This is a genomic window from Fusobacterium perfoetens ATCC 29250 (genome assembly GCF_000622245.1).
Lineage (GTDB): Bacteria > Fusobacteriota > Fusobacteriia > Fusobacteriales > Fusobacteriaceae > Fusobacterium_B > Fusobacterium_B perfoetens.
Map to the genome: position 1 here is coordinate 257,173 of NZ_JHXW01000003.1, position 25,147 is coordinate 282,319.

The following is a 25,147-nucleotide window of genomic DNA, read 5'->3' on the forward strand; positions in this document are numbered from 1 at the left end:
GTCACCTTTTTCTAAATAAGGAGGGACAAATGAAATACAAAATGATAGTATCGGACTTAGACGGAACTCTTTTAAACTCAGAACATAAAATATCTCAACACACAATAGATACTATAAGAAAAGTAACAGAAAAAGGAATAAAATTTTCTATAGCTACAGGAAGACATTTTAAAGACGCTGAATTTTTCTTTAAACAAGTGGGAGTAGGGTCATATTTAATTTCTGGAAATGGTTCTCTTATCCATGATAAAAATGGAAATGAAATTGGAAACACAAATATGAGTAGTGAGATAACAAAAAAATTAATAGAATTAAAAATAGATGATGAAATTTCAAGAAATATTTACTATAAAGATAAATGGTATACTCAAAAAATGATACCAGCTTTTAGAGAATATCATGTAGAATCAAAATTTTCTCCATTAGAATCAGATTTAGAGGAATTTAAAAATAAAAGAATAGAAAAAATGTTTTTCTATTGTGATGATTCTAGTAAAATAGCAAAATTAGAAAATGAATTATTAGAAGATGAATGGTTTAAAGGAAAAGTAAATATTACAACATCTCACCCAAGTTGTTTAGAAATAATGGATATATCAACAAATAAAAGAGAGGGAATTATAGAAATAATGAAGCATGAAAATATTGAGGCTAGTGAAATTTTAGCTTTTGGAGATGCTTTCAATGATAATGAAATGCTTTCTTTTGTTGGTAAAGGAATAATAATGGGGAATGGAGATAAAAAATTAAAAGAATTATTACCTGATTGTGAAATAATAGGAACAAATAATGAAGATGGAGAAGCTAAATATTTAGAAGAAATGTTTTTAAAATAAAAGCATTACGAACATATAATTAAAAAAATTGTTCTCTACAAAAATTATTTAACTATTGCTATAATTTTCATATAAAATACTGAGGGGAGGAATTATATGAAAAAGATTTTAGCAATAATAATGATGTTACTTTGTTGTACTTTAGGTTATGGAAAGGATAATGTTAAAACTATTATGAAAAATAAAGTTTTAAGAGTAGGAACAACAGGGGATTATAAACCTTTTACTTATTTAAAAGATGGAGAGTATAGTGGGTATGATATAGAAGTAGCAAAATTAATAGGAAAAGAGTTAGGTGTAGAGATAGAATTTGTCCCAACAACTTGGAAAACTATGTTAGAAGATTTGAAAAAAGGAAAATATGACATAGGAATGGGTGGAATAACAAGAACTGCAGCAAGACAAGTTGAAGGAGAAATGACAAAAGGGTATCTAGTATTTGGAAAATGTTTCCTTGTTAGAAAAGGACAAGAGAAAAAATATGATAGCATAGAAAAAGTTAATAAACCAAGTGTAAGAGTTGGAGTAAATATTGGTGGAACTAATGAAAAATTTGCTGATACTTATTTAACTAATGCAACTATTATTCGTTATAAAAATAATTTAGATGTTCCTGTGGCTGTAGAAAAAGGAGAAGTTGATGTAATGGTAACAGAAACTCCTGAAGCTATCACTTATGAGAAAAATAATAAAAAATTAGAGGGTGCTAGTGTAAATAAGCCATTTACAAAGAGCCAAATGGGATATTTAGTAGCTAAAGACCAAGTACACTTATTAAATACAATTAATTTTGTTTTAGAAGAATTAGAAGTAAGAGGAGAAATAGAAAGACTTCAAAAAGAATATTTAAGATAAGAAGTTTTTAAAGAGTTATTGTAAATTTTACAGTAACTCTTTTTTTGTGGAAAAAAATTTATAAGTTATAACTGATAAAAATATCAAAAAATACTTTTTTGTAAGTTATAACTGATAAAAATAGAAAAAAATAAAAAATTGTAAGTTATAAGTAATAAAAGTTATAAAGAAAAACAAGAGAAAAGATATTTTCCTTATATTTATAAAAGAAATGTGGTAAAATAAGAGAGATAAGAGAAAAATGAAAAAGAGGGATAAGTATGAACGATTTAACTTTTTTTACAAATGAAGAGGGAAAAACATTATCAGATAGATTTAAAAAAATAATAAAAAGTAATACACAATTTTTTGATGTTTTAGTTGGATATTTTAGAGCTAGTGGATTTTATGAATTATATGAAGCTTTAGAAGAAGTTGAAAAGATTAGAATATTGGTAGGAATTAATGTTGATGAGGAAATAATTCGTATAAATAATATTGCTAGAAATGATGATAAAATATTTTTATCTCCATCAGAAATAAGAAAATATACTAAAGATTCTGTAAAAGATGAAATGGAAAATTCAGAAGATACTTATAAAGTAGAACAGGGAGTAAAAAAGTTTATAGAGTTTATAGAAAATGGAAAAATTGAAATAAGAGTTTATCCTTATGATAAAATTCATGCAAAAGTTTATATAATGAGAAAAAATCAAGAAAAATCTGATGATTATGGAAAAGTAATAACAGGTTCTAGTAATTTTTCATATAGTGGTTTTAGAGGAAATTTAGAATTTAACGTTGAACTAAAAAATTCTATAGATGTAAATTTTGCTTTAGAAAAATTTGAAAAATTATGGAATGAAAGTGAGCCTTTAAGCGAAGAGTATGTATCTACTTTAAAAAACGATACATGGATAAAAGAAGATATAACACCTTATGAATTATATTTAAAATTTTTATTTGAATATTTTTCAGAAGAGATAAATGAGGATAAATTAGAAATAAATGTTTTAGATTTACCAACAGGATTTGTAAAGTATAAATATCAAACAGACGCTGTAAATCAAGCTAAAAGAATGTTATCAAAATATAATGGGGTATTTTTAGCAGATGTAGTAGGATTAGGAAAAACATATATTACAGCCTTATTAGCAAGAGAATTATATGGGCAAAAATTAGTTATTTGTCCTCCTGTATTAAAAAATTATTGGGAATCTGTATTATTAGATTTTGGAGTAGTAGCTAAAGTTGTTTCATTAGGAAAATTAGATGAAATTATAAATAATTATGACAAAGATTATTTTAAATATGTATTTATAGATGAAGCTCATAGATTTAGAAATGATGGAACAGAAGGATATGAAAATTTACATAAAATATGTTTAAATAAAAAAGTAATATTAATATCAGCAACACCACAAAATAATAGTCCATTAGACTTATTACATCTTATTTCTTTATTTCAATATAAGAATGAATCAAATATAATAGAAGATGAACCAAATATAGAAAAATTTTTCTTAAGATTAAATACTAGAGAAAAAAATGCTGTAAAATTATATAAAAATAATCCAACAGATATTAATAAAGAGAAAGTTAATGAAGTTATAAAAGCAAATTCATCAGAAATAAGAGAAAAAGTTTTAAAGAAAATAATGGTTAGAAGATTAAGAAATGAAATAAAAAAATATTATAAAAATGATATAGAAAAACAAGGTTTGGTATTTCCTAATTTAGGAGAACCTGAACAAATAGTATATACTTTTGATGAAAAAACAAATGAGATATTTGAAAAATTATTAAAAGCTATTGGAACTTTAAAATATTCAAGATATAAAACTTTATATTATTTATTAGACCCGGATAGTGAAGAAAAAATATTGATGGCAGGTCAAAATAATATGCAAGGATTTATGAAAGCATTACTTTTAAAAAGATTAGAAAGTAGTTTTTTTGCTTTTAAAAATACAATAAGAAGATTTAAAGAATCTTATGAAAGATTTATAAAAATGTATGATACAGGGGTTGTATATATTAGTAAAAAATATAATGTATATGATTTATTAGACAATGAAGATGACGAAAAACTTTTAGAATTAGTAAATAATGGGGAAATAGATAAATATTTTTCATCAGAGTTTAGAGAAGAATTGAGAGAAGATTTAGAAAAAGATTTAGAAATTTTATCAGAGATGTATGATAGCATAGAAAAATTAGGTGAAAAAGATTGTAAATTAGAATATTTTTTAAATGAGTTGAAAAATAATAAAATTTTAAAAAAATCTAAATTAATCATATTTACAGAATCAAAAGAAACAGCTGAATATTTAAGTAAAAACATAGAAAAAGAAATAGAAAAAGATGTAATTTGTTATACAGGAGATTCTTCACTTTCTAAAAAGGAAATAATAACAGCAAACTTTGACCCTACTTTTAAAGGAAAAAAAGAAGATAGATATAATATTTTAGTTACAACAGATGTATTAGCAGAGGGAATAAACTTACATAGAAGTAATGTAATTATAAATTATGATTTACCATGGAATCCAACAAAGATAATGCAAAGAATAGGACGTATAAATAGAGTTGGAACTAAATTTGATAAAATATATGTATTTAACTTTTTCCCAACATCAAAAACAGACGAACATTTATCATTAAGAGATAATATTTTAAATAAGATACAAGCTTTTCATAATACTTTAGGAGAAGATTTTAAATATTTATCTGATGATGAAGAAATAGATTCTTATGGACTTTATGATAAATTAATGGCTTCTTTAGAGGATGAAAATGAAATAGGAGAAACAGAATTAGAGTATCTATCACTTATTAGAAAAATAAGAGATGAAAATGAAGAATTATATTTCAAAATAAAAAATCTTCCTAAGAAAAGTAAAAGCGCAAGAGAATACACAGAAACTTATATAGAACCAAGTACAATATCTTTTTTAAAAAAAGGAGATATTAAAAGAATATATATAACTAATAGAAAATTAGATGTTAAAGAGTTAAATTTCTTTGACGCTGTTAAATATTTTAAGTGTGAAGAAGATGAACCTAAGAAAAAAATTGATATGGAGTTTTATCAATTATTAGCAATAAATAAAGAACAATTCTCTGTTGATAGTGAAAGTAAAAAAAGTGAAGAGGGAAGAAAAGCTGGAACAAGTAGAGAGATAAATAAAATAATTTTAGGATTAAAAAATTATAAAAAATTTAGTGAAAGTGAAGAGAAAAAATTAGAAAAAATTATAGAAATTTTTGAGGTAGGAAAACTTTCTAAAGCAAATGTAAAAAATATTTTAACTCAATGTAAAAAAGTATTAGAAACTTTAAATCCACATAAAATATTAGAAGTATTTTATGAAAGTATACCAGAAGAATATAAAGGTGTAACTCAAAGGAAAGTAGATAAAACTCAAGGAAAAATAGAAGTATTATTGTCAGAATATTTAATTTAAAAAAATATTTAAAATCGTAATTTTTTATAACGATTTTGATAAAAATATTGATAAAAAATCATAGAAGTGATAGAATCTATTTATATTATAGTTTGAGGGGTACATAAAAAATGGAAAGAATAGCTAAGATATTTAAAGTAGAATTAAAAAATATAAAAAATGTTAAATCAGGTATAATTGATTTTAAAGAAAATATAACAGGATTATATGGACAAAATGGTTCTGGAAAAACAGCTTTAGTAGATTCTATGAATATATTAAAAAATATTTTATGTGGAAAGAAACTAGATTATATATATGACTTAATAGGAGTAGATACAAAAGTTTGTGGATTAAAATTTCATTTTGATATAGAAACTTCAATGAAAAAATATAAAATTATTTTAGAGTTATCATTAAAAAAATTAAAAAAAGAAATAAATGGAGAAGAAGAAAAAAGAGTTTTAGTAGAAAAAGAGATAATAAAGTATTCTGAAGTAATAAATGAAAAATCTAGTCATAAAAAAGTTTTAATAGGAAGTACAAGAAAAGAATTATTAAAAAATGTTGAGAATTTTAAAGAATTAATTTCAAAAAAGGAAATGGAATTAAAACTCGCTAAAATATTATCTGAACAAAGTTCAGTTTCTTTTCTCTTTTCAAATGATTTAATGGAAATATTAAAAGATGAGAAAAAAGAATACGAGGATATAATCGAAATTATTAATCTTTTAAAGAAATTTGGATTGATGGATTTAATAGTAATTTCAAATGAAAATATGGGAGTTATAAACTTAAATACGGTATTTCCTTTAAATGTAAAGACAAATAAAACTTTTGGAAGTTTTATAATAACAGATAAGAATATAGTTATAAATGAAAAACTTTGTGATGAGTTACATAAAGTTATAAATCAAATAAATGTTGTTTTAAATTCAATAATTCCTAATATGAAACTTGAATTATTTGAAAAAAATAAAGAGTTTGTAGCTAATGATAAAATTAATGTCGTTTTTCAATTAATTTCTATTAGGAATAATAAAAAAATTCCATTTAAAAATGAATCAGATGGAATAAAGAAAATAGTATCTATATTAAGTGCTTTAATAGCAATATATAATGATAAAAAAGTATGCTTAGTTATAGATGAATTAGATTCAGGAATTTTTGAATATTTATTAGGAGAATTACTTTCAATATTAGAAGATGGAACAAAAGGACAACTTATATTTACTTCTCATAATTTAAGAATACTAGAAAAGCTTCATAAAGACTCTATTGTATTTACTACAACAAATGAAAATAATAGATATATAAGATTAAAAAATATAAAACCTAGTAATAATTTAAGAGATGTTTATATAAGAGAAATGACAATGCAAGAACAAAATGAAAAATTATATGAAGAAACTAATAATGGTGATATAGAATTTGCTTTATATGAGGCAGGTGTTTTAGATGCCAAAAAATAAAAAAGAGGAAGTTATTAAAAGAAAAGTTGTTATTTTATTAGTTGAAGGAAAAAGTGATAAAACAGCACTTAATTTAATAGAAAAATTTTATACTAGTAAAAATATAAAAGTTTATACTACAGATGGAGATATTACCTCTAATTTTTTAGTAACTTATACTAATTGTGTAGAGAAATTAAGTGAAAAAATAGAAAGTATTAGAGATGATATGAAATTAAAAAGAGATGATATATATGAAGTTATTCATCTTATAGATACAGATGGGGCTTTTATTCCTGATAGTTGTATTGTAGTTGATAGAAATATTAAAGAATTTTATTATACTTTAGATTGTATTAAATCAAATAGTAAAAATAAAGTTATTAAAAGAAATAATGATAAGATAGGAAAAATTAGAGTCTTATTGAATACAAAAAAAGTAGATGAAGAAATAAAATATAGAATATTTTATATGTCATGTAATTTAGACCATGTTTTATTTAATGAAATGAATTTATCGAATGATAAAAAAGTAGAAAAAGCTTTTGAATTTAGAAGAACTTATCAAAATAATAAAGAGGGATTTATAAATTTTTTTAATTCAGAAGGATGTAAAGCAAATGGAGATTACAATACTACTTGGAATTTTATTCAAAAAGATAAAAATTCCTTACATAGATATAATAATTTATATATCTTTTTAAATGAATTGGAAGAGGAGAATAGTTAATAGGAGAATAAGGGAATATGGACTTAGAAAATAAAAAAAGAATTATCAACAATTTATTTGATAATAAATTTAATTTGGATAATTTTAAAGAATTTACAGCAAATATATTAAATGTTAATGTAGCTAATAGTAGTGAATCTAAAAAAGTTTATGCAGTATTTTTATCATATATAACAAGTTATCAAGTAATAGCTAATTACACAGATAGAGAAAAAAATAAAATACTTATAATGTGTGTAAAAGTGAAAGAAGATAAAGACCCAGTAAGAGCAAGAGTAAAGCAAAGAGAATTTATTGCAAAATTATTGAGAATTGATGAAAAAGATGGAGCTTTAGTTGTATTTTATAATGAAGAAAGTAAACATTGGAGAATATCTTTTATAAAACTTAATTATGAGTTTACAATGAAAGGTGTAGAAGAAAAGATAACTCCAGCTAAAAGATTGTCTTATGTAGTAGGAGAGGGAGAGGCTTGTAAAACAGCTAAAGACCAATTTTATACTTTAAATAGCATAGAAGAAAAAGTATCTTTAAATCAATTAGAGGAATTATTCGCTCTTGAAAAAGTAACAAATGAATTTTTCAAAGAATATAAAAATAAATATCTTGATATAAAAGAAACTTTAATTAATGATAAAAACTTTATGGACGAAGCAAAGAAACATGATACAGAAAAACCTGAAAGTTTTGCAGAGGGATTCGCTAAAAAGCTTATGGGACAAATTTCTTTTATATATTTCTTACAGAAAAAAGGTTGGTTAGGAATAAAAATAGTTCCTGAATCTTTGGATTATAATGAATATAATAGAATATATAATAGGGCTTTGGATAAAGAAAGAGAAATCTTAGAAAAAGTTTATGAAAGAGTAGATAGAGATTTATATTCTTTAAATAGTGAAAGTTTAAGAAAACTTGATAATAAAACAGAAAGTGAACTTTTAGCAGGACCATTTAAAAATACAGGATATTTTAAAGATTGGGGAGTTGGAGATAAAAAGTTTCTTAGAAATTTATTTGAAGAACATAAGAAAAAAGATACAGAAAATACAAAAACTTTCTTTGAGGATTATTTAGAGATTTTATTCTATAATAATTTCAGTGAAGAAAGAGGAGAAATTCAATATTCAGCAGAATTTAATAGTCGTATTCCATTTTTAAATGGGGGATTATTTGACCCTTATGGAGATTATAAATGGAGAGAAACAAAATTTAATTTAGATGATAAACTTTTTTCTAATGATGAAAAAACAGGTATTTTAGATATATTTGATATGTATAATTTTACAATTAATGAAAATGATTCATATGAAACAGAAGTAGCAGTAGACCCTGAAATGTTAGGTAAGGTTTTTGAAAATCTTCTTGATGTATCTGATAGAAAATCAAAGGGAGCATTTTATACTCCAAGAGAAATAGTTCGTTATATGACTAATGAAAGTATAATGAATTATCTTTTAACTAATTTAGAGGGAAAAGAGATTACAAAAGAAGATTTAGAATATTTATTTAATTTAGGAGAATTTACAAAGGAATATGACCAACAAATCTTTGAAAAGGATTATATAAAGGATAAAAAACCTTTAACCAGAGATATTTTTGGTATGCCTAGAAATATAATAACAAATTCAAAATTGATAGATGAATTATTAATAAAAGTTAAAATTGCTGACCCAGCTTGTGGTTCTGGAGCATTTCCATTAGGAATTTTAAATGAGATAGTAAGAGCAAGAAATATATTAACTTTCTATATTAATATGATAGAAGTATTAAAAGAAAAAGATGAGAATAATTATTGGAAAAGAATAGATAAAAAACAAAGAAATAGAAAGTTATATAAGTTAAAATTAGAAACTATTCAAAATTGTTTACATGGAGTAGATATAGAGCCAAGTGCTATTGATATTACAAAATTAAGACTTTGGCTTTCTATATTGGTAGATAGTGATAATGATAATGTGAAACCACTACCAAACTTAGATTTTAATTTTATGATAGGAAATTCATTAATAGATGAATTTGAGGGAATGAAACTTTTTGATGAATCATTATTAAATGATGAGATATTAGAAAAAGAATTAAAAAAGAAAAAAACTTATCAACAAATGTCATTAATCAGAGGAACAGAAGAAGAAAAAGCAGATATATTAGAAGAAATTTTCTCTAAACAAGCTGAATATTTTAATGAAAAAAATTCTGAAAAGAAAAAAGAATTAAAAAATGAGATAGAAAATTTAGAAAATGATTTAATAAAAATTACTTTAGAAGCAAATGGAAGATTAGATAAACTTCAAGAGATAGAAAAAGGAAGAAGAGAGAGAAGAAAACCATATTTCTTATGGAAACTTGAATTTGCAAAAGTATTTAAAGAAAATGGGGGATTTGATATAGTAATAGGTAATCCACCATATGTTGGAGAAGGAAAAAAGAAAGAAATATTTGTTCCTGTACAAAAAACAAGTTTTGGAGAAAAATATTATATAGGGAAAATGGATTTTTGGTATTTTTTTACTTCTTTAGGAATAGAAATTTTAAAAGAAAATGGAATACTAAGTTATATAGCTCCAAATAATTGGACTACCACAGCAGGTGGAAAGAAAATGAGAAATCATATAATGAAAGAAATGATAATAAAGGAATTTATTGATTTTGGAGATTATATGGTCTTTGAAAATGCTATGCAACAAACAATGATATTCTTACTACAAAAAAATAAAAATTTAGAAAATTCTATAAAAGTTGCAAAAGTTTTAGATAAAACAAAATTTAAATATGTAGAATTTTTTAATAGAATAGAGCAAGATAAAAGTTATTCATATTATATTTCTAGTTTGAATAGAAAAGAATATAAAGAAAATGATAATATTGTATTTTTAAATTTAAGTTTAAAAAATATGCTAGATAAAATAAAAGTTAAAACGATAACTTTAAAAAAAGATGAAATTGCACAAGGAATTGTATCTCCACAAGATTTTTTAAATAAAGAAAATGCAATAAAATTAAATAGAAAAATTGGTGAGGGAATTTTTGTTTTAAATAGTGATGAAATTAGACAAAAAAACTTTTCGGAAAATGAAATAAAAGATTTGATAAAACCTTATTATACTACTGATGAATTAAAAAAATATGCTTTAATAAATAAAAATAAATATTGGATAATCTATACTAAATCTTCAATAAAAGAAAATATCGAAAATTATCCTAAAATAAAGAAACATTTAGATATTTATTCAGAGATAATAACTTCTGATAATAAACCCTATGGCTTACATAGGGCAAGAGAAGAAAAGTTTTTTCAAAGAGAAAAAATAATTTCTTTAAGAAAATGTGTGAAAGAGCCAACTTTTACATATTGTGAAGAAGATTGTTATATTCCTCAAACTTTTTTTTCTATTAAAACTGATAGACTTAATATGAAATATTTAACAGGTCTGTTAAATTCTAAATTAATTGCTTTCTGGTTAAGACATATGGGAAAAATGCAAGGAAGCAATTATCAAATAGATAAAGAACCTTTAATGAATATTCCTATAAAAATAGCTAATATTGATATTGAAGAAAAAATAATAAATTTAGTTGATAGAATTATGGAATTAAAAAAATCAGATAAAGATACACAAGAACTTGAAAATCAAATTGATGAAATGATTTATGATTTATATGAATTAACAGAAGAGGAAAAAGAATTAATAAGAAATTTTTAATATAATAAGAGGAAAATAAAATGAATAAAAAGGAATTTAAATTAGAAGTAGAAGAACTTTTAAAACAAGAAGTGGATAATTTAACATTTGAAGAAAAAATAGAATATATTAAAAAGATACTTTTAGATTATGAAATAGAAATTAGTTCTGAAAGAGTTTTAGAAAATAAAGGAAAAAAATGGGAAGACTATGAATTAGAAATAATTTTAAATTCAGCTCCTTCAAAAGAGAATATTTTAAAATATGCAAAGCTATTTAAAAGAGGTTATGGAAGTATTGAACAAATATATAGGTGGGCATATACACCTTTTAAAAATATGACAGATGAAAGAAAAAATGATAGTTTTATACTTCAAATAAAAAGAATAGCTAAAAAAATAGGTTTGAGAGGATAAATAAAAAAATTCTAAAATAGGGGGTATTATGTCGAAGTTAGAATTAGATGAATATAAAGAACAAACAGAACACAAGCATGAGTATTTAAAAGAATATTTACCAGTTTGGTTTTATATTTTAATAAATCGTAAAATATCAAATAATATTAAATATAATAATATTATTTATGTTGATAGTTTTTCTAATGCAGGAGAATATAAAAATGGAGAAGAAGGTTCGCCTATAATAGCTTTAAAGATTTTTAATGATATTTTATTAAAAAATAAAGATAAAAAAGTTCGTGTAAAATGTTATTTTAATGATTATAATGAAGAAAGAATAATACATTTAAAAGAATTAATAGAAAAAATGTCTTTAGATAATAGAATAAAAGTAGAATATGATGAAATAACAGCTAATGAACATATAAAAAAAGTAATGAAAATAATAAAACGATATTCTAATAAAAAAGTGTTATTTTTTATTGACCCTTATAAAATAGCTGATGATATAGTTTCAATGAGCAATATGAAGCAAATTTTAGAAGATGATGATACTGAAATAATATTTAATCATATGGTTTCAGATGTTGTAAGAAATATAAAAGAATATCCAGAGAAGTATAAAAATTTTTATAGATTAGATAAAAATTTGCAAAAAAGTGGTAAAGAATTTAATGAGATTTTCATTAATAATTTGAAGAAAGAGGTAGATAAGGAAATCTATACAGCATCTTATGAGTTTTTAAATACTAAAAATGTTACAATATATTTTCTTGTATTTATAACACATCATCCTAGAGGATATGAAAAAATAAAAGAGGCTATTTGGAGAGTATCAGATGGAGATTTACAACATAAAAATAAAGGAGAGAAAAACAATTTAAACTTATCATTATTTTCTGATGAAGCAAATAAAAAATTAAAAAAAGAAAAAAGAGAAATAAATATAAAAAATAAAGTAGAAGATTTGAAAGAAATTTTAATTAATGAATTTAAAGGGAAAAAAGTAACTTATCAAGATATTTGTAAATTTGTAGTAGAAAAAACTATTTTTATTGAATCTCATATTCAAAGAAAAACTTTAACACCATTACAAGAAGAAGGAAAAATAATAAGAGAAGGAACTAATAAAGTGAATTCTACTTATATATTTAAATAATATTAAGGAGTAAAAATGAGTAAAAGTAGAATTGAATGGACAGAGGAAACTTGGAATCCTATAACAGGATGTACTCCTATAAGTGAAGGATGTAAAAATTGTTATGCTAAAAAAATGGCAAAACGTTTAAAAGCAATGGGAAATAAAAGATATATAAATGGTTTTGTACCTACATTTCATGAAGAAATTTTAGAATTGCCATTAAAATGGAAAAAATCAAGAATGGTTTTTGTAAATTCTATGTCTGATATTTTTCATGAAAATATAAAAGATGAAGAAATTGAAAAAATTTTTAAGATAATGAATTTAGCAAAAGAACATACTTTTCAAGTTTTAACAAAGCGTTCTAAAAGAATGGTAGAACTTTCTAAAAAATTAAATTTTACTGATAATATTTGGATGGGAGTAACAGTAGAAAATAAGGATTCACTATATAGAATAAATGATTTATTAAAAATAAAATGTAAAATAAAATTTCTTTCTTGTGAACCTTTATTAGAAGATTTAGAAGATGTAAAATTAAAAGGAATAGATTGGGTAATAGTAGGTGGAGAATCAGGAACAAAAGCAAGAGAAATAAAAAAAGAATGGGTAGAAAACTTATTAAAGAAATGTAGAGAAGAAAATATAAGTTTTTTCTTTAAACAATGGGGTGGATTTAATAAGAAAAAAAATGGAAATTTATTAAATGGAAAACAATATTTAGAATATCCTAAAAAATAGAAAAGAAGGGGGAAATAACTAATAAAGTTAGTTATAAAAATATTATGGAAATAGGTTGGAATTTTCCTAGTAATAATTATGGAAAAATAACAGGAATAAGTGAAGCAGGAATAGAAACATTTAAAGGAAATTTATATGGTTCTTTAGCAAGAGAGATATGTCAGAACTCATTAGATGCAAGATTAGATTTAACAAAACCAGTTTTAGTAGAATTTAAGCTAGATGAAATAGATATAAAGAAAGAGCCAAGAATATATGAATTAGAAGAAATTTTTGAAAAATGTAAAAAATATTGGATAGATAATAAAAAAACAATGACTTTTTTAAGTAAAATAGATAAAATTTTTTTAAGTTCAAAAATAAGAGTATTAAGAATAAGTGATTATAATACAACAGGATTAACAGGAGCAAATTTAGAAAGAAATTCTTGTTGGCAAAATTTAGTAAAAGCTTCAGGAGTTTCAGATAAAGGTGGAAATTCAGGTGGAAGTTTTGGAATAGGAAAATCAGCTCCTTTTGCTTGCTCTGATTTGAGAACAATATTTTATAGTACAATAGATAAAGATGGAATAGAGGCTTCTCAAGGTGTTGCAAATTTAGTTTCTTTTGAAGAAAGTGGATATGTAACTCAAGGAACAGGTTATTATGGGAATAAAAGAACTAATTCTCCTATTTTTGAAAAAACTTCTTTTAGTAACTTTGAAAGAAAAGAGATAGGAACAGATATTTTTGTTTTAGGTTTTTTAAATGATGAAAATTGGATAGATGAAATAATAAAAGCTACTTTAGAGGGATATTTAATAAGTATTATAAATGAAAATTTAGTTGTAAAGGTAGAAAATATAGAAATAAAAAAAGAAACTTTAGGATTTCTTATGGAAAAATATAAAGAAGAAATACCAGTAACATATAATTATTATGAAGTTTTATTAGAAGATAAAGAACCTGTAGAATATAATTTTATGGGATTAGGAAAGTTAAAATTATATCTTCAAATTAAGAAAAATTATAAAAGGTCTATTTTAATGGCTAGAAGTAATGGAATGAAAATATTTGATAAAAAAAGAATTTCTTCAAGTATTCAGTTTTCAGGAGTGTGTATTTTAGAAGATGAAGAAATAAATTCTTATTTTAGGGAAATGGAAACTCCTCAACATAATGATTGGGAACCAGATAGACATCAAAAACCAAAAGAAGCAAAACAAATGAAAAAAGAATTATTTTCATATTTAAAGAATGCTGTATTTGAAAAAGGAAGAGAAACAATAACAGATGAAATGGACGCTGTTGGAATAGGGGAATATATTCCTGATATAAAAGATTCTTGTTTAGAAACTCAAGATAATAAGAAAGAAACTATTTCAAATGAAATACATGATATTTCTTTAGAAAAAATTCAATTAATAAATAGTAAAATGAATAATGTAAGAAAAGAAAATAACTTTTATGATGAAATAGAAGGAGAGGGTTATATGACAGATGAAGATATATTAAACTCTCATTTTTCTAAAAATAAATCAAAGAAAACAAGTGAAAAAAGTAATTATTTTAATGGAACAGGTAACGAAGGAGAAGGAAATAATAAAATAAATAAAACTGTACAAGTAACACCAACTAAATTAAGATTACTAGTATCAGATGATATAAAAAAAATATATAGATTAAATTTTTTAATAGAAGAAATAATAGAAAATTCTATAGTTGAATTATTTATAGCAGGAGAACAAGGAAATGGTTTTTTAACTATAAAAGAAGCATATTATAATAATAAAATAGCAACGTTTAGAGATAATAAAATTTTCTTAGGAAAATTAGAAAAGGGAATAAATTATTCAATATTTTTTATTTTGAATGATGAAGATACCTATTCTATGGAGGTAAAAATAAATGGAAATAAGATATAAACTTTTTCCTCATCCTGTTTTGTGGGAAAAAACAGATGATTATATAAATTCTGAATTTTCTTCTATTGTAGAGATAAAAAGAGAAATAAGAAGTATAAAATTACAAGTAGGTTTTAAATTAAAAAATAAAGAATTAGAAAAAATGTTATCAGAAGAAAAAATAGAATATGTAATACATATAGAATGTCCAAGAACATCTTATAGGAAAATAATAGCAACATCAGATAAATTAGTAGTAGAAACTATAAAAGATGAAAATATTTTAGGAAAGATACAAATATCTACATTTATCGTAGCTAAACAAGAATTAATAAATTATAGTAATTTAAACTTTAATCAAGATTATTTTGGAATAAAATTTAATTTACAAAAAGGAACAATTTTAGCTATTGGAAATCAATATAGATTAGAAGTTGAAAAAGAAAAAGAAGAATTAGGAACTATTCCGTCAATATTTACTATTTGTAAAAGAGAAACAGAAGAAGAAATTGGAATGGGAATAGAATATAATTCAGAAAAAATAAAAATAAGTTTGAATAAATCAGATTATGAAAATTATAACCAATTAGTATTAAATACTTCTAAAAATAGAGATTCAATAAATATAGGAATTATTTTTCCTGCTTTAATTTATGTTTTAGAACATTTAAAATTAGAGTTTGAAGAAATAGAAAATAATGATTATAGATGGTTTAGAGCTTTAAAACATATTTTTAAAAATTATAATTATGAATTAACAAAAGAAACTTTAGAGGAAGATTCAATAGTATTAGCCCAAAAATTATTAAGTTATCCTTTAGGAAGAGCATTGTCAGCATTAAGACAAGAAGATAATGAAGGAGAGGAAGAATAATGAAATTATACTTTATGAAAGAAGAAGCATTAAATTATTTTAAAGATAATGTAAAATATAACTTAAAAAATTATACTTTAGATGATAATAATTGGATTTATGAAAAATATGAAGAACCACTTCAAGAGTTTAAAATTCCTGTTCCTGATTTTTCTTTAGAAATGAATTCGGATAAACCAGAATCATTAGACTACATAAATGTAAAAATTTTGTATGATAATTTAAAAGAAATTAGTGATACCCAAGCATCAGATGAAAGATTTTGGGTAGGATTATCTCATACTCATTTTTGGAAGTTTTTAAAATATAGATGTAAAATACAAAATTTTGAAGAAATAAAAGAAGAAAAAATATTAAATAATTATTTCTTTAAACAAGGACATAAAAGAAGTTTAATTACCAACCCATTATCTCGTTTATGGTGGGTAGGAAGATTAATATATGATAAAGAAAATAAAGAGAATCCTTATTATGCTTTAGAATTTTTAGAAAATGATTTTTCTACTAAAGTTTTAAGCTTGTTTTCAAGTAATTATACAAATAATCCAAAAATAGCAAGAGCAGTTTTAGTAGCATTAGCAGAAATAGAAAAAGAAGTAGGAAAAATTGAAAGAAAAAAATTTCATGAAATTCTAAGATATACAAATATGATAGCTGGAATAATTATAATAGATTATTTAACACAAGATGAATTAAAAGAAAAAATAAAAAAACATTTTTATGAAAAGTATTTGAAAGGAGAATAATTATAAATGGAAGAAATAATAGAGTTTTTAGAAAAAACAAAAATAAAAAAATATGAAGAATTATTATCCTGCTTAGAGTTACAAAAAGATATATTAGATGAAATTTCAAAAGAATTAGCAAATAAATATATTTCTGAATTAATAAATAATAAGGAATTTGAAAAAGCAACAGAATCAATAGAATTTATAAAAGAAATAAATAAAAAATCTCAAGAAATAGAAAAATTATTAGATAAAAGGTTAGAATTAGATGAAGAGATAAAAGAAGCTTCAGAAGTTAATAATTTAAAAGATTATGATAAATATAGAGTAGATGAAAATGAAAAACATAGTTTATATGAAATTTTTAGACATAAAAGACCCTGTGCTTTTATTATAGAAAACAAAAGAATAGAAGCTAATAGTTGGAAAGAAGTTTTAATAAATACTTGTGAATATTTAGGAGAAAAAGATTCAAGAATTTTATCAAAAATAGTAAAAGAAGAAAAAATAAAAGGAAGAAAAAGAAGTTTATTATCCACTAATAAAAAAGATATGTATGGACCTGAATATCTAAAACTAGTTGATGGATATGTAGAAACAAATTTAAGTGCAGATGGGATAAGAAATTTAATAAAAAAATTATTAAAAGAGTATAATATACAATTAACAAAATACTTTGTATTTTTAAGAGCTGATTATACAGAATTAAATTCAGATGACTAAATAAAAAGTAGGAAAATAATATGAAAAATAATTTAACAGGAAATGAATTTGAAAAAATTGTAAAAATTATATTAGAGGAATATTTAAAGGAAAAATTAGAAAAACAAAAGAAAATAGAAATAGGTTATTCAATAAAAAAAGAACATAAATTTGATTTAGGAAATGAAAATTATATAATAGAATGTAAATCATATGAATGGACAAAAAATAAGAATAATCCTAGTGGAAAAATTTCAACATTAAGAGAAACTATTTTATATTTTTCTTTAGTTCCTAAAAGTTATAAAAAAATATTGGTTCTGAAAAAAAGTAGTTTAAAAAATAATGAAACAATTTTTGATTATTTTATAAGACTAAATTCTCATTTAATACCAGAAGATTTAATTTTATTGGAAATAGATATGGAAAATAATGGAATAGTAACTAAATCAGTAAATTTAACAAAAGAATTAAAGAAAGAGAAAATCAAAAAAAAGAAAAAAACAGATAATCCAAATATTGAAGAAGTAAGAAAATATATAATTGAGCAATTAGACAATTTTAAAAAAATGGGAATAAAAGAAATTGAATTAGTTTCAGGAAATATTATAAATGAAATGAAAATAATAAATGCAGCACCTACAGTATGTTCAGCCATGAGAAGTTGTGGATACGAATATGAAGAAATATATTCTCCACCTAAAGGAAATGGAACTAGATTGAAATTAAGGTATAAGTTATAAAATTAAGATAAACTCAAGTATGTATATTTTAAAAATCTTTTTTTAAAATTAATAAAAGAGATTGATAAAGATTTTTCAAAAATAAATTTAAAGTAATTGAGAAACTTTATAAAGTTTATAGAATTTCTTAAACAATGTCTGAGAAATTTAAACTACTATATATCTTCATATCTTCTAGTTTATCCTACTAAAGCTATAACTAGTAAAGGTCTTAACAAATAATTAAAATTATTGATAAAATTTTAGAAATCACTATTTTTATAACTATAATAAAAACCAATAATTACGAAATATAAAAGGGAAAAAACAGCCAAAAAAGGCTGTTTTTTCATAAAAATTAAGGGTATAAATATATTAATCAAGTTAAAACCCAAGTAATTTAAGATAAATTAAAAGGTTATAACATTAATAATTATTTTCATAAGTTAAAAATTCCGTTGGCGAAGAAAAAATTTTTTCTACAAAAATATTATATCATTTTTTTAGAAAAAAATAAAATTAAAATTTTGAAAAAAAATTTCATTATTATGATTTTATTGTTTATTAAAAATTAAAGAAAATAATAAAAAATAATTAAGAAAAAATAAAAAGAATATAATATTTTTATTTTTAAAATTATAAAAAAATGATATAATATCAATATAGATATGATTCAAAAAAAGAGAAGAAGGAGTGTGATTTATTGAAAAAATTAATAAAAATTTTTATAATGTTTTTAGTAATATTTAATTTTATTTTCTCTACAGAAAATAATTTAGATAAAAAAATGGAGGTAAAAAATAATATGAATATAAAAGAAATATATTTAGCTGGAGGATGTTTTTGGGGAGTTGAAGCATATTTTGAAAGAATAAAAGGAGTAATTGATGTACAGTCAGGATATGCCAATGGAAAAACAGAAAATCCTAAATATGAAGATGTAGTGTATAGAGCTACAGGACATGCAGAAACAGTTTGTGTAACTTATGATTCTGATAAAATAAATCTTGAAACTTTATTACAATATTATTTTAGAATAATAGACCCAACAAGTATAAATAAACAAGGAAATGATATTGGAACACAATATAGAACAGGAATTTATTATACAGATGAGAAAGACAGAGAGATAATTCAAAAAGAATTAGATGACCTTCAAAAAGGATATAACAGAAAAATAGTAGTAGAAAATAAAAAATTAGAAAATTTTTATTTAGCAGAAGATTATCATCAAGATTATTTAAAGAAAAATCCAAATGGTTACTGTCATATTGATTTATCAAAAGCAGATGAGGTAATAGTTAATAAAAATAAATATAAAAAATTATCAGAAAAAGAATTAAAAGAAAAATTAACAGATATACAATATAAAGTAACTCAAAAAGCTGATACAGAAAAACCATATCAAAATGAATATTGGGATTTTTATGGAAAAGGAATATATGTAGATATAACCACAGGAGAACCATTATTTTCTTCAAAAGATAAATTTGATTCTGGGTGTGGATGGCCAAGTTTTTCAAAAGTTATAGCTTCAGAAGTTGTAAATTACTCAATGGATAAAAGTTATGGAATGAGAAGAGTAGAAGTAAAAAGTAGAGTGGGAGAATCCCATTTAGGTCATGTTTTTGATGATGGACCACAAGATAAAGGAGGATTAAGATATTGCATAAATAGTGCTTCTATAAAATTTATTCCTTTAGAAAAAATGGAAGAAGAGGGATATGGAGATTTAATTCCTTTTGTAGAATAGTTATAAGAAAAGGGACTTATAATAGTTCCTTTTTTATTTTATATAATTTTTGACATTTGTTAAAATATGATTTTCTTTATCATAATTCAAAGTAAAATAATATAGTTATAAAAAAAATAACATTTGACAATTTTTGTTTAATATATTAAAATATAAGAAGTGCCTAAATTACTAAAAATAAAAAATATTAAGAAAGGATGAGTAATGAGTTTAAAAAGAAGATTATTTTGTTATTTTTTAGCAATTCAGACAGTATATGGGGGAACGGTATCAGATATTATTGATTATCAATTATACAAAGATTTTGCTATGAATAAAGGACAATTTAAAGTAGGAGCAACTAACGTAGTAGTAGAAAGAAAAGATGGAAGTTTTAAAGTAATTAATTTACCTATTCCAGATTTTGCTTCAACAGATTCTAATGCAGTAGGAACTTTAATAGACCCAAATTATGTAGCTGGGGTTAAACATAATAAGGGATATACTACAGTAAAATATGGATACAACACAGGACATACTTATAAATTAATAGATAGAAATGAAAAATCTAATAGAGATTATCATACACCTAGATTAAATAAAGTAGTAACAGATGTAGCACCAACAAAATACAAACAAGATGATACTTTAGAACAAGATTGGAAAAATAAATATTCAATGTTTGCTAGAGTAGGAAGTGGAATACAATATACTCAAAAGGAAAATGGAGATAAAATTTATGAAGCATATGCTTATGAATATCTTACAGGTGGAATTATAACAAGTGATATGTTATATAAAGGAATATGGATAAATGATAGAGGACCAAATATGAATAATTATTTAGATAAAAGTCCTTTACCAATATATATTGAACAAGGTGATAGTGGTTCACCATTATGGGGATTTAATAATGAAACTCAAGAATGGGAATTAGTTGCTTTTGGGATGGCAATATCAGATAAGGTAAGTATATATATTCCAGTAGATAAAGCTTTCATGGAACAAGTAATGAAAGAAGATTATTTACCAGAAATAGAAGATATAAAAACTGATGGAGAAATTGTTTGGAATGGAATTAAAGAAGAAGATGGAAAAAATCAGGGTATAGGGACAATAGTTCAAGGAAATAATAAATGGGACTATAATGGATTAAAATCAGAATTGAACCTTGCTAATGCTAGTAATGATGAATTGAATTTTACAAAACATGTTACATTTGCTGGAGAAGGAGGAACAATAAAATTAGCTGATTCTATAAATATGGGAGCAGGAAAACTTACTTTTAAAAACAATTACATAGTAAAAGGTGAAACAGGAAATGAAACTTGGGTTGGGGCTGGAATAGAAATTGACAAGGATAAGGAAGTTATTTGGCAAGTAAATGGAGTTGAAGGAGATGCTCTTCATAAAATTGGAGAAGGAACTTTACATGTTAATGGAACAGGAATAAATAAAGGTGCTTTAAATGTTGGAGATGGAATAGTTGTATTAGACCAACAAGAAGATATTAATGGAGAAAAACAAGCTTTTGAATATATAGATATTGTTAGTGGAAGAGCTACAGTAGTTTTAAAAGATTCAGAACAAATAGATACTTCTAAAATAAATTTTTTATTTAGAGGTGGAAGATTAGATGTACATGGAAATGAAATTACTTTTGGAAAAATAAATGCTGTTGATAGTGGAGCTATGATAGTAAATCATACTGATAAAAAATCTACAATAAATATTGATACAGATAAATTTATAGGGGATTCATCAATATACCATGGACAATTTGGAGAAAAGGATGAAGAAAAAATAAATGGGGAAATGGATGTAAATATAGGTGGAAAAAATAATAAAACTTTTGCTATTACAGGTGGTTCAAATTTAAATGGAGATTTTAATCTTACATCTTCTGGTACAACTTTAATTCTTTCTGGAGAAAGAGATTTGCATGCTGGAGAAAAAATAAAAGAAACAACAGTAAATGGAGATTACTATTTTAGTGAATTTACTTTTAAAAATATAAATATGGCACAAGGAAGTAATTTCTATGGAAGTGTATATTCTGTAATAAATGGAGATGTAAAAACAGAGGGAGAAAATAATGTTGTTTTAGGATATATTAGTGATGAAACAAAGATAGTTTATGATAGTACTCAAGAAACTAAAGAACAAAATGCTGTTGAAACAACATTAAGTGATAAAGTAAGTGGAGATAGATTTAAAAATATAACAACTTTTTATACAGGAAATTTAGATATAAAAAATAATTCTAATTTAAAAATGGGTTATACTCAATTAAAAGGAGATATAAATTTAGAAAATAGTGATGGTTATTTTTCTAATTCTATAGTTACAGGAAATGTTTCTCAAAAAGGAAGTAATTCTATTATAGAAAACACTACTCTAGTTGGTAATTTAAATTTATCAGGATTATCTAATTCAACTTTAACAAATTCTTCAATAAATGGAGATATAAATTTAAGTAATAGTAATTTGAAATTAGTAGATTCAGTATTAAATGGAACTATAGGAACTATAGATGGAGAATTAAATTTATTAAGTACAATTTGGAATATATCTGGAGATTCTCAAGTAAATACACTATTATTAGGAAATAATACTAAAATTAATTTTAAGAAAAATCCATTTGAAAAAAGTGCTGAAGAATTTTCAACATTAACTGTTGGAGATTTTTATGGAAATGCAACTATTAATTTTAATACAGATTCAAAAACAGGAAAAAGTGATAAAGTAATTATTAATAATTTGGCTGAAGATAATTTAAAATTAACAATAGATTTTAATGATAAAGCAGAAGTTCCTGATTTTGGAAATAGTTTTAGTTTAATGGAAATTCAAGCATCAGAAAATAAACAATTAGAAATTGTTGGAAATGATGGAAGCAATGTAGTTGATATTGGTTCTGTAAAAACAGAATTAAAAGTAAATAAGGATGAAAATGACAAAATGGATATATCAGTATATATTCCAAGTGAAATAGATAAAAGAACAGCAGGGTCTACTACTAATGCTATGTTATCAGAATATGCTGCTAGAATGGAATTGATAAAATCTCAAAGAAATTTAGTAAAAGATTCGATGTTAGCTATGGATGGAGAAAATTTCCAAGAAGGATTCTCATATAGAGGAAATTATTCAGAATCAAATTATGAAAGTAATAAATTTAGAGAATATAATCAAAATATAATTAACCATGGAGTTTCATATGAAAATATGGAATATTTAAATAATATGAATTATTATAAAGGAATATCTTTTATATATGGAAAATCTAATATTGATTATGATGGAAATTATTCAGGAAATATGGAAACTTATTCAGCTAATGTATATGGAAAATTCTTAAGAAATGATGGATATTTTATAAAAGGAAATTTAGGATTTAACTATGTAAAAGATGAGATAGATTCAGAAAGCTTTAATACAGGAATATTTAATTTTGGAAGTGGAATAGGAATTAGTAAGAAGGTGAATGATTTAAAATTAACAACAGGAATAGATTTTAATATGTATTATATTCCAGGTGTAGATTACCAATTAAGATTTAAAGATAAAGTTCAAAAAGCTTCTATTGATGATGAATTTATTTTAGAAATAAATCCAGAAGTTAGAATAGAAAAAGAATTTGAAAATAATACTCCAATCAAAGTAAATAGTTATGGAGTATTAGCTTATGAATTAAATCAAAATTTAAGTGGAAAAAGTTTAGAGGTAACAACAGTAGAAAAACAAGTACAAACTGCTTTAATAGAAAAAGGAGCTAGTTTAAAAGTTGGAACGGATTTACAATATGAAAATATAGGAGTAAGTGCAGAACTTAAATATTATATGGGAGAATATGGAGCTGAAAAATTAACAGGTACTATAAAAGGAAGTTATAAGTTTTAATATTAAAGAGGTTATTACAATTTTTGTGATAACCTCTTTTTTTACAGTAAAATAATGAAAAATATATTAAAAATAATAGAAAAATAATGAAAACGAACAAAAAATTTATAAAAAATAAAAAAAGGTCATTTTTTAGTATAAAATAATATGAAAAAGTATTTAAAAAAATAAAAAAATATACTATCCTATTAATATAAAGAGAAAATAAAAATGTATTATATTTGAAGAATAAGGAGGAAAAATATGAAAAAAGGTGTATTAATGACAGGTATTGCTTTAATGTTATCTGGACTTTTAGTTGGTTGTGGTGGTGGAAATAAAGAAAAAGCTAAAGATAATGGAGCAGGAAATCTAACTATTTATTGTCCACATCCATTGGAGTTTATTGACCCTCTAGTAAAAGAATTTGAAGTAAAAACTGGAGTATCTGTAGAAGTAATAGCTGCTGGTACAGGAGAGTTAATGAAGAGAGTTGAATCTGAAAAAGATAATCCTCTAGCAGATATATTATGGGGAGGAACAATAAGTACAGTAGAACCTATTAAAGATTACTTCCTACCTTATACAAGTGTTAATGAAGATTCATTCTATGACGCTTATAAAAATAAAGAAGGAAATATGACTAGATTTACAGCTGTTCCAAGTGTATTAATGGTAAATACTAATTTAATAGGAGATATAAAAGTTGAAAGTTATGAAGATTTATTAAATCCAGCATTAAAAGGAAAAATAGCTTTTTCTGACCCAGCTAAATCTTCATCATCATTTGAACATTTAGTAAATATGCTTTATGCAATGGGTAATGGAGACCCTGATAAAGGTTGGTGGTATGTAGAAAAATTAATGAATAACTTAAACTATACATTACTTTCTGGTTCATCAGCAGTTTATAAAGGTGTAGCAGATGGAGAATATACAGTTGGACTTACATTTGAAGAAGGTTCAGCAAAATATGTAAATTCAGGAGCTCCAGTAAAAACAGTTTATATGAAAGAGGGAGTTATTGTTAAACCAGATGGTGTATATATTATAAAAAATTGTAAAAATGAAGAAAATGCTAAAAAGTTCGTAGACTTTGTAACAGGTAAAGAAGCTCAAACAATGATTACATCTGAATTAAATAGAAGAAGTATAAGAAAAGATGTTGGAGCAGGAAAAGGATTAGAAGCTTTAGAAAATATTAATGTCATAGAAGATGATATAAATGTAGTAAATGCTTCTAAACAACAATGGCTAGACAAATTTAAAGATATATATACTAAATAGTACAAATAAATAATCCTGAAAAAATATCCATTACTTAGCTGTGGGTTATAACTAAGTTTTGGATATTTTTTAAATAAGAA

General features: G+C 23.3%; 16 protein-coding genes and 1 pseudogene. All 17 read left to right on the forward strand.

What is annotated here, in order from left to right:
- Positions 1 to 29: 29 nt before the first annotated feature.
- The gene (locus tag T364_RS0101260) at positions 30 to 836 is read left to right on the forward strand and encodes a Cof-type HAD-IIB family hydrolase (RefSeq protein ID WP_027127949.1); all 807 of its coding nucleotides are present in this window, start codon (positions 30 to 32) and stop codon (positions 834 to 836) included.
- 96 nt (positions 837 to 932) lie between these two features.
- On the forward strand, positions 933 to 1,691 hold the full coding sequence (locus T364_RS0101265; protein ID WP_027127950.1) for a transporter substrate-binding domain-containing protein: 759 nt from the start codon (positions 933 to 935) through the stop codon (positions 1,689 to 1,691).
- A gap of 260 nt (positions 1,692 to 1,951) precedes the next feature.
- Entirely contained in the window at positions 1,952 to 5,137 is a 3,186-nt protein-coding gene (locus tag T364_RS0101270) for a helicase-related protein (protein WP_027127951.1), read from the forward strand.
- Between the two features lie 110 nt (positions 5,138 to 5,247).
- Entirely contained in the window at positions 5,248 to 6,588 is a 1,341-nt protein-coding gene (locus tag T364_RS0101275; protein ID WP_027127952.1) for an AAA family ATPase, read from the forward strand.
- Entirely contained in the window at positions 6,575 to 7,297 is a 723-nt protein-coding gene (locus T364_RS0101280) for a hypothetical protein (protein WP_027127953.1), read from the forward strand. The genes T364_RS0101275 and T364_RS0101280 overlap by 14 nt, the downstream gene beginning before the upstream one ends.
- Positions 7,298 to 7,314: 17 nt before the next feature.
- Positions 7,315 to 10,998: an Eco57I restriction-modification methylase domain-containing protein gene (locus tag T364_RS0101285; protein WP_027127954.1), complete on the forward strand. Its 3,684-nt coding sequence runs from the start codon at positions 7,315 to 7,317 to the stop codon at positions 10,996 to 10,998.
- Between the two features lie 20 nt (positions 10,999 to 11,018).
- Positions 11,019 to 11,393, forward strand: a complete 375-nt coding sequence (locus T364_RS0101290) for a hypothetical protein (RefSeq protein ID WP_027127955.1) — start codon at positions 11,019 to 11,021, stop codon at positions 11,391 to 11,393.
- Positions 11,394 to 11,421: 28 nt separating this feature from the next.
- On the forward strand, positions 11,422 to 12,534 hold the full coding sequence (gene tcmP, locus T364_RS0101295) for a three-Cys-motif partner protein TcmP (protein ID WP_027127956.1): 1,113 nt from the start codon (positions 11,422 to 11,424) through the stop codon (positions 12,532 to 12,534).
- Between the two features lie 15 nt (positions 12,535 to 12,549).
- Entirely contained in the window at positions 12,550 to 13,257 is a 708-nt protein-coding gene (locus T364_RS0101300; protein ID WP_027127957.1) for a DUF5131 family protein, read from the forward strand.
- Positions 13,258 to 13,301: 44 nt separating this feature from the next.
- Positions 13,302 to 15,161, forward strand: coding sequence for a hypothetical protein (locus T364_RS0101305; protein WP_027127958.1), 1,860 nt, complete (start codon positions 13,302 to 13,304; stop codon positions 15,159 to 15,161).
- Positions 15,145 to 16,014 carry a hypothetical protein gene (locus T364_RS0101310; protein ID WP_027127959.1) on the forward strand — a complete coding sequence of 290 codons (870 nt, stop codon included), beginning with the start codon at positions 15,145 to 15,147 and terminating at the stop codon, positions 16,012 to 16,014. The genes T364_RS0101305 and T364_RS0101310 overlap by 17 nt, the downstream gene beginning before the upstream one ends.
- Entirely contained in the window at positions 16,014 to 16,760 is a 747-nt protein-coding gene (locus T364_RS0101315; protein WP_027127960.1) for a DUF6339 family protein, read from the forward strand. Before T364_RS0101310 ends, T364_RS0101315 begins: the two co-directional genes overlap by 1 nt.
- 6 nt (positions 16,761 to 16,766) lie before the next feature.
- Positions 16,767 to 17,465, forward strand: coding sequence for a hypothetical protein (locus T364_RS0101320; protein ID WP_027127961.1), 699 nt, complete (start codon positions 16,767 to 16,769; stop codon positions 17,463 to 17,465).
- 20 nt (positions 17,466 to 17,485) lie between these two features.
- Entirely contained in the window at positions 17,486 to 18,187 is a 702-nt protein-coding gene (locus tag T364_RS10915) for a hypothetical protein (RefSeq protein WP_051532591.1), read from the forward strand.
- A gap of 778 nt (positions 18,188 to 18,965) precedes the next feature.
- Positions 18,966 to 19,919 (forward strand): annotated as a pseudogene (gene msrAB, locus T364_RS10250) (bifunctional peptide-methionine (S)-S-oxide reductase MsrA/peptide-methionine (R)-S-oxide reductase MsrB); the annotation flags it as partial.
- A 204-nt stretch (positions 19,920 to 20,123) separates the two neighbouring features.
- Positions 20,124 to 23,801 carry a S6 family peptidase gene (locus T364_RS10920; RefSeq protein ID WP_027127962.1) on the forward strand — a complete coding sequence of 1,226 codons (3,678 nt, stop codon included), beginning with the start codon at positions 20,124 to 20,126 and terminating at the stop codon, positions 23,799 to 23,801.
- Positions 23,802 to 24,044: 243 nt separating this feature from the next.
- Complete coding sequence (locus T364_RS0101340; RefSeq protein ID WP_027127963.1) at positions 24,045 to 25,067, forward strand: ABC transporter substrate-binding protein; 1,023 nt, start codon at positions 24,045 to 24,047, stop codon at positions 25,065 to 25,067.
- Positions 25,068 to 25,147 lie beyond the last annotated feature (80 nt).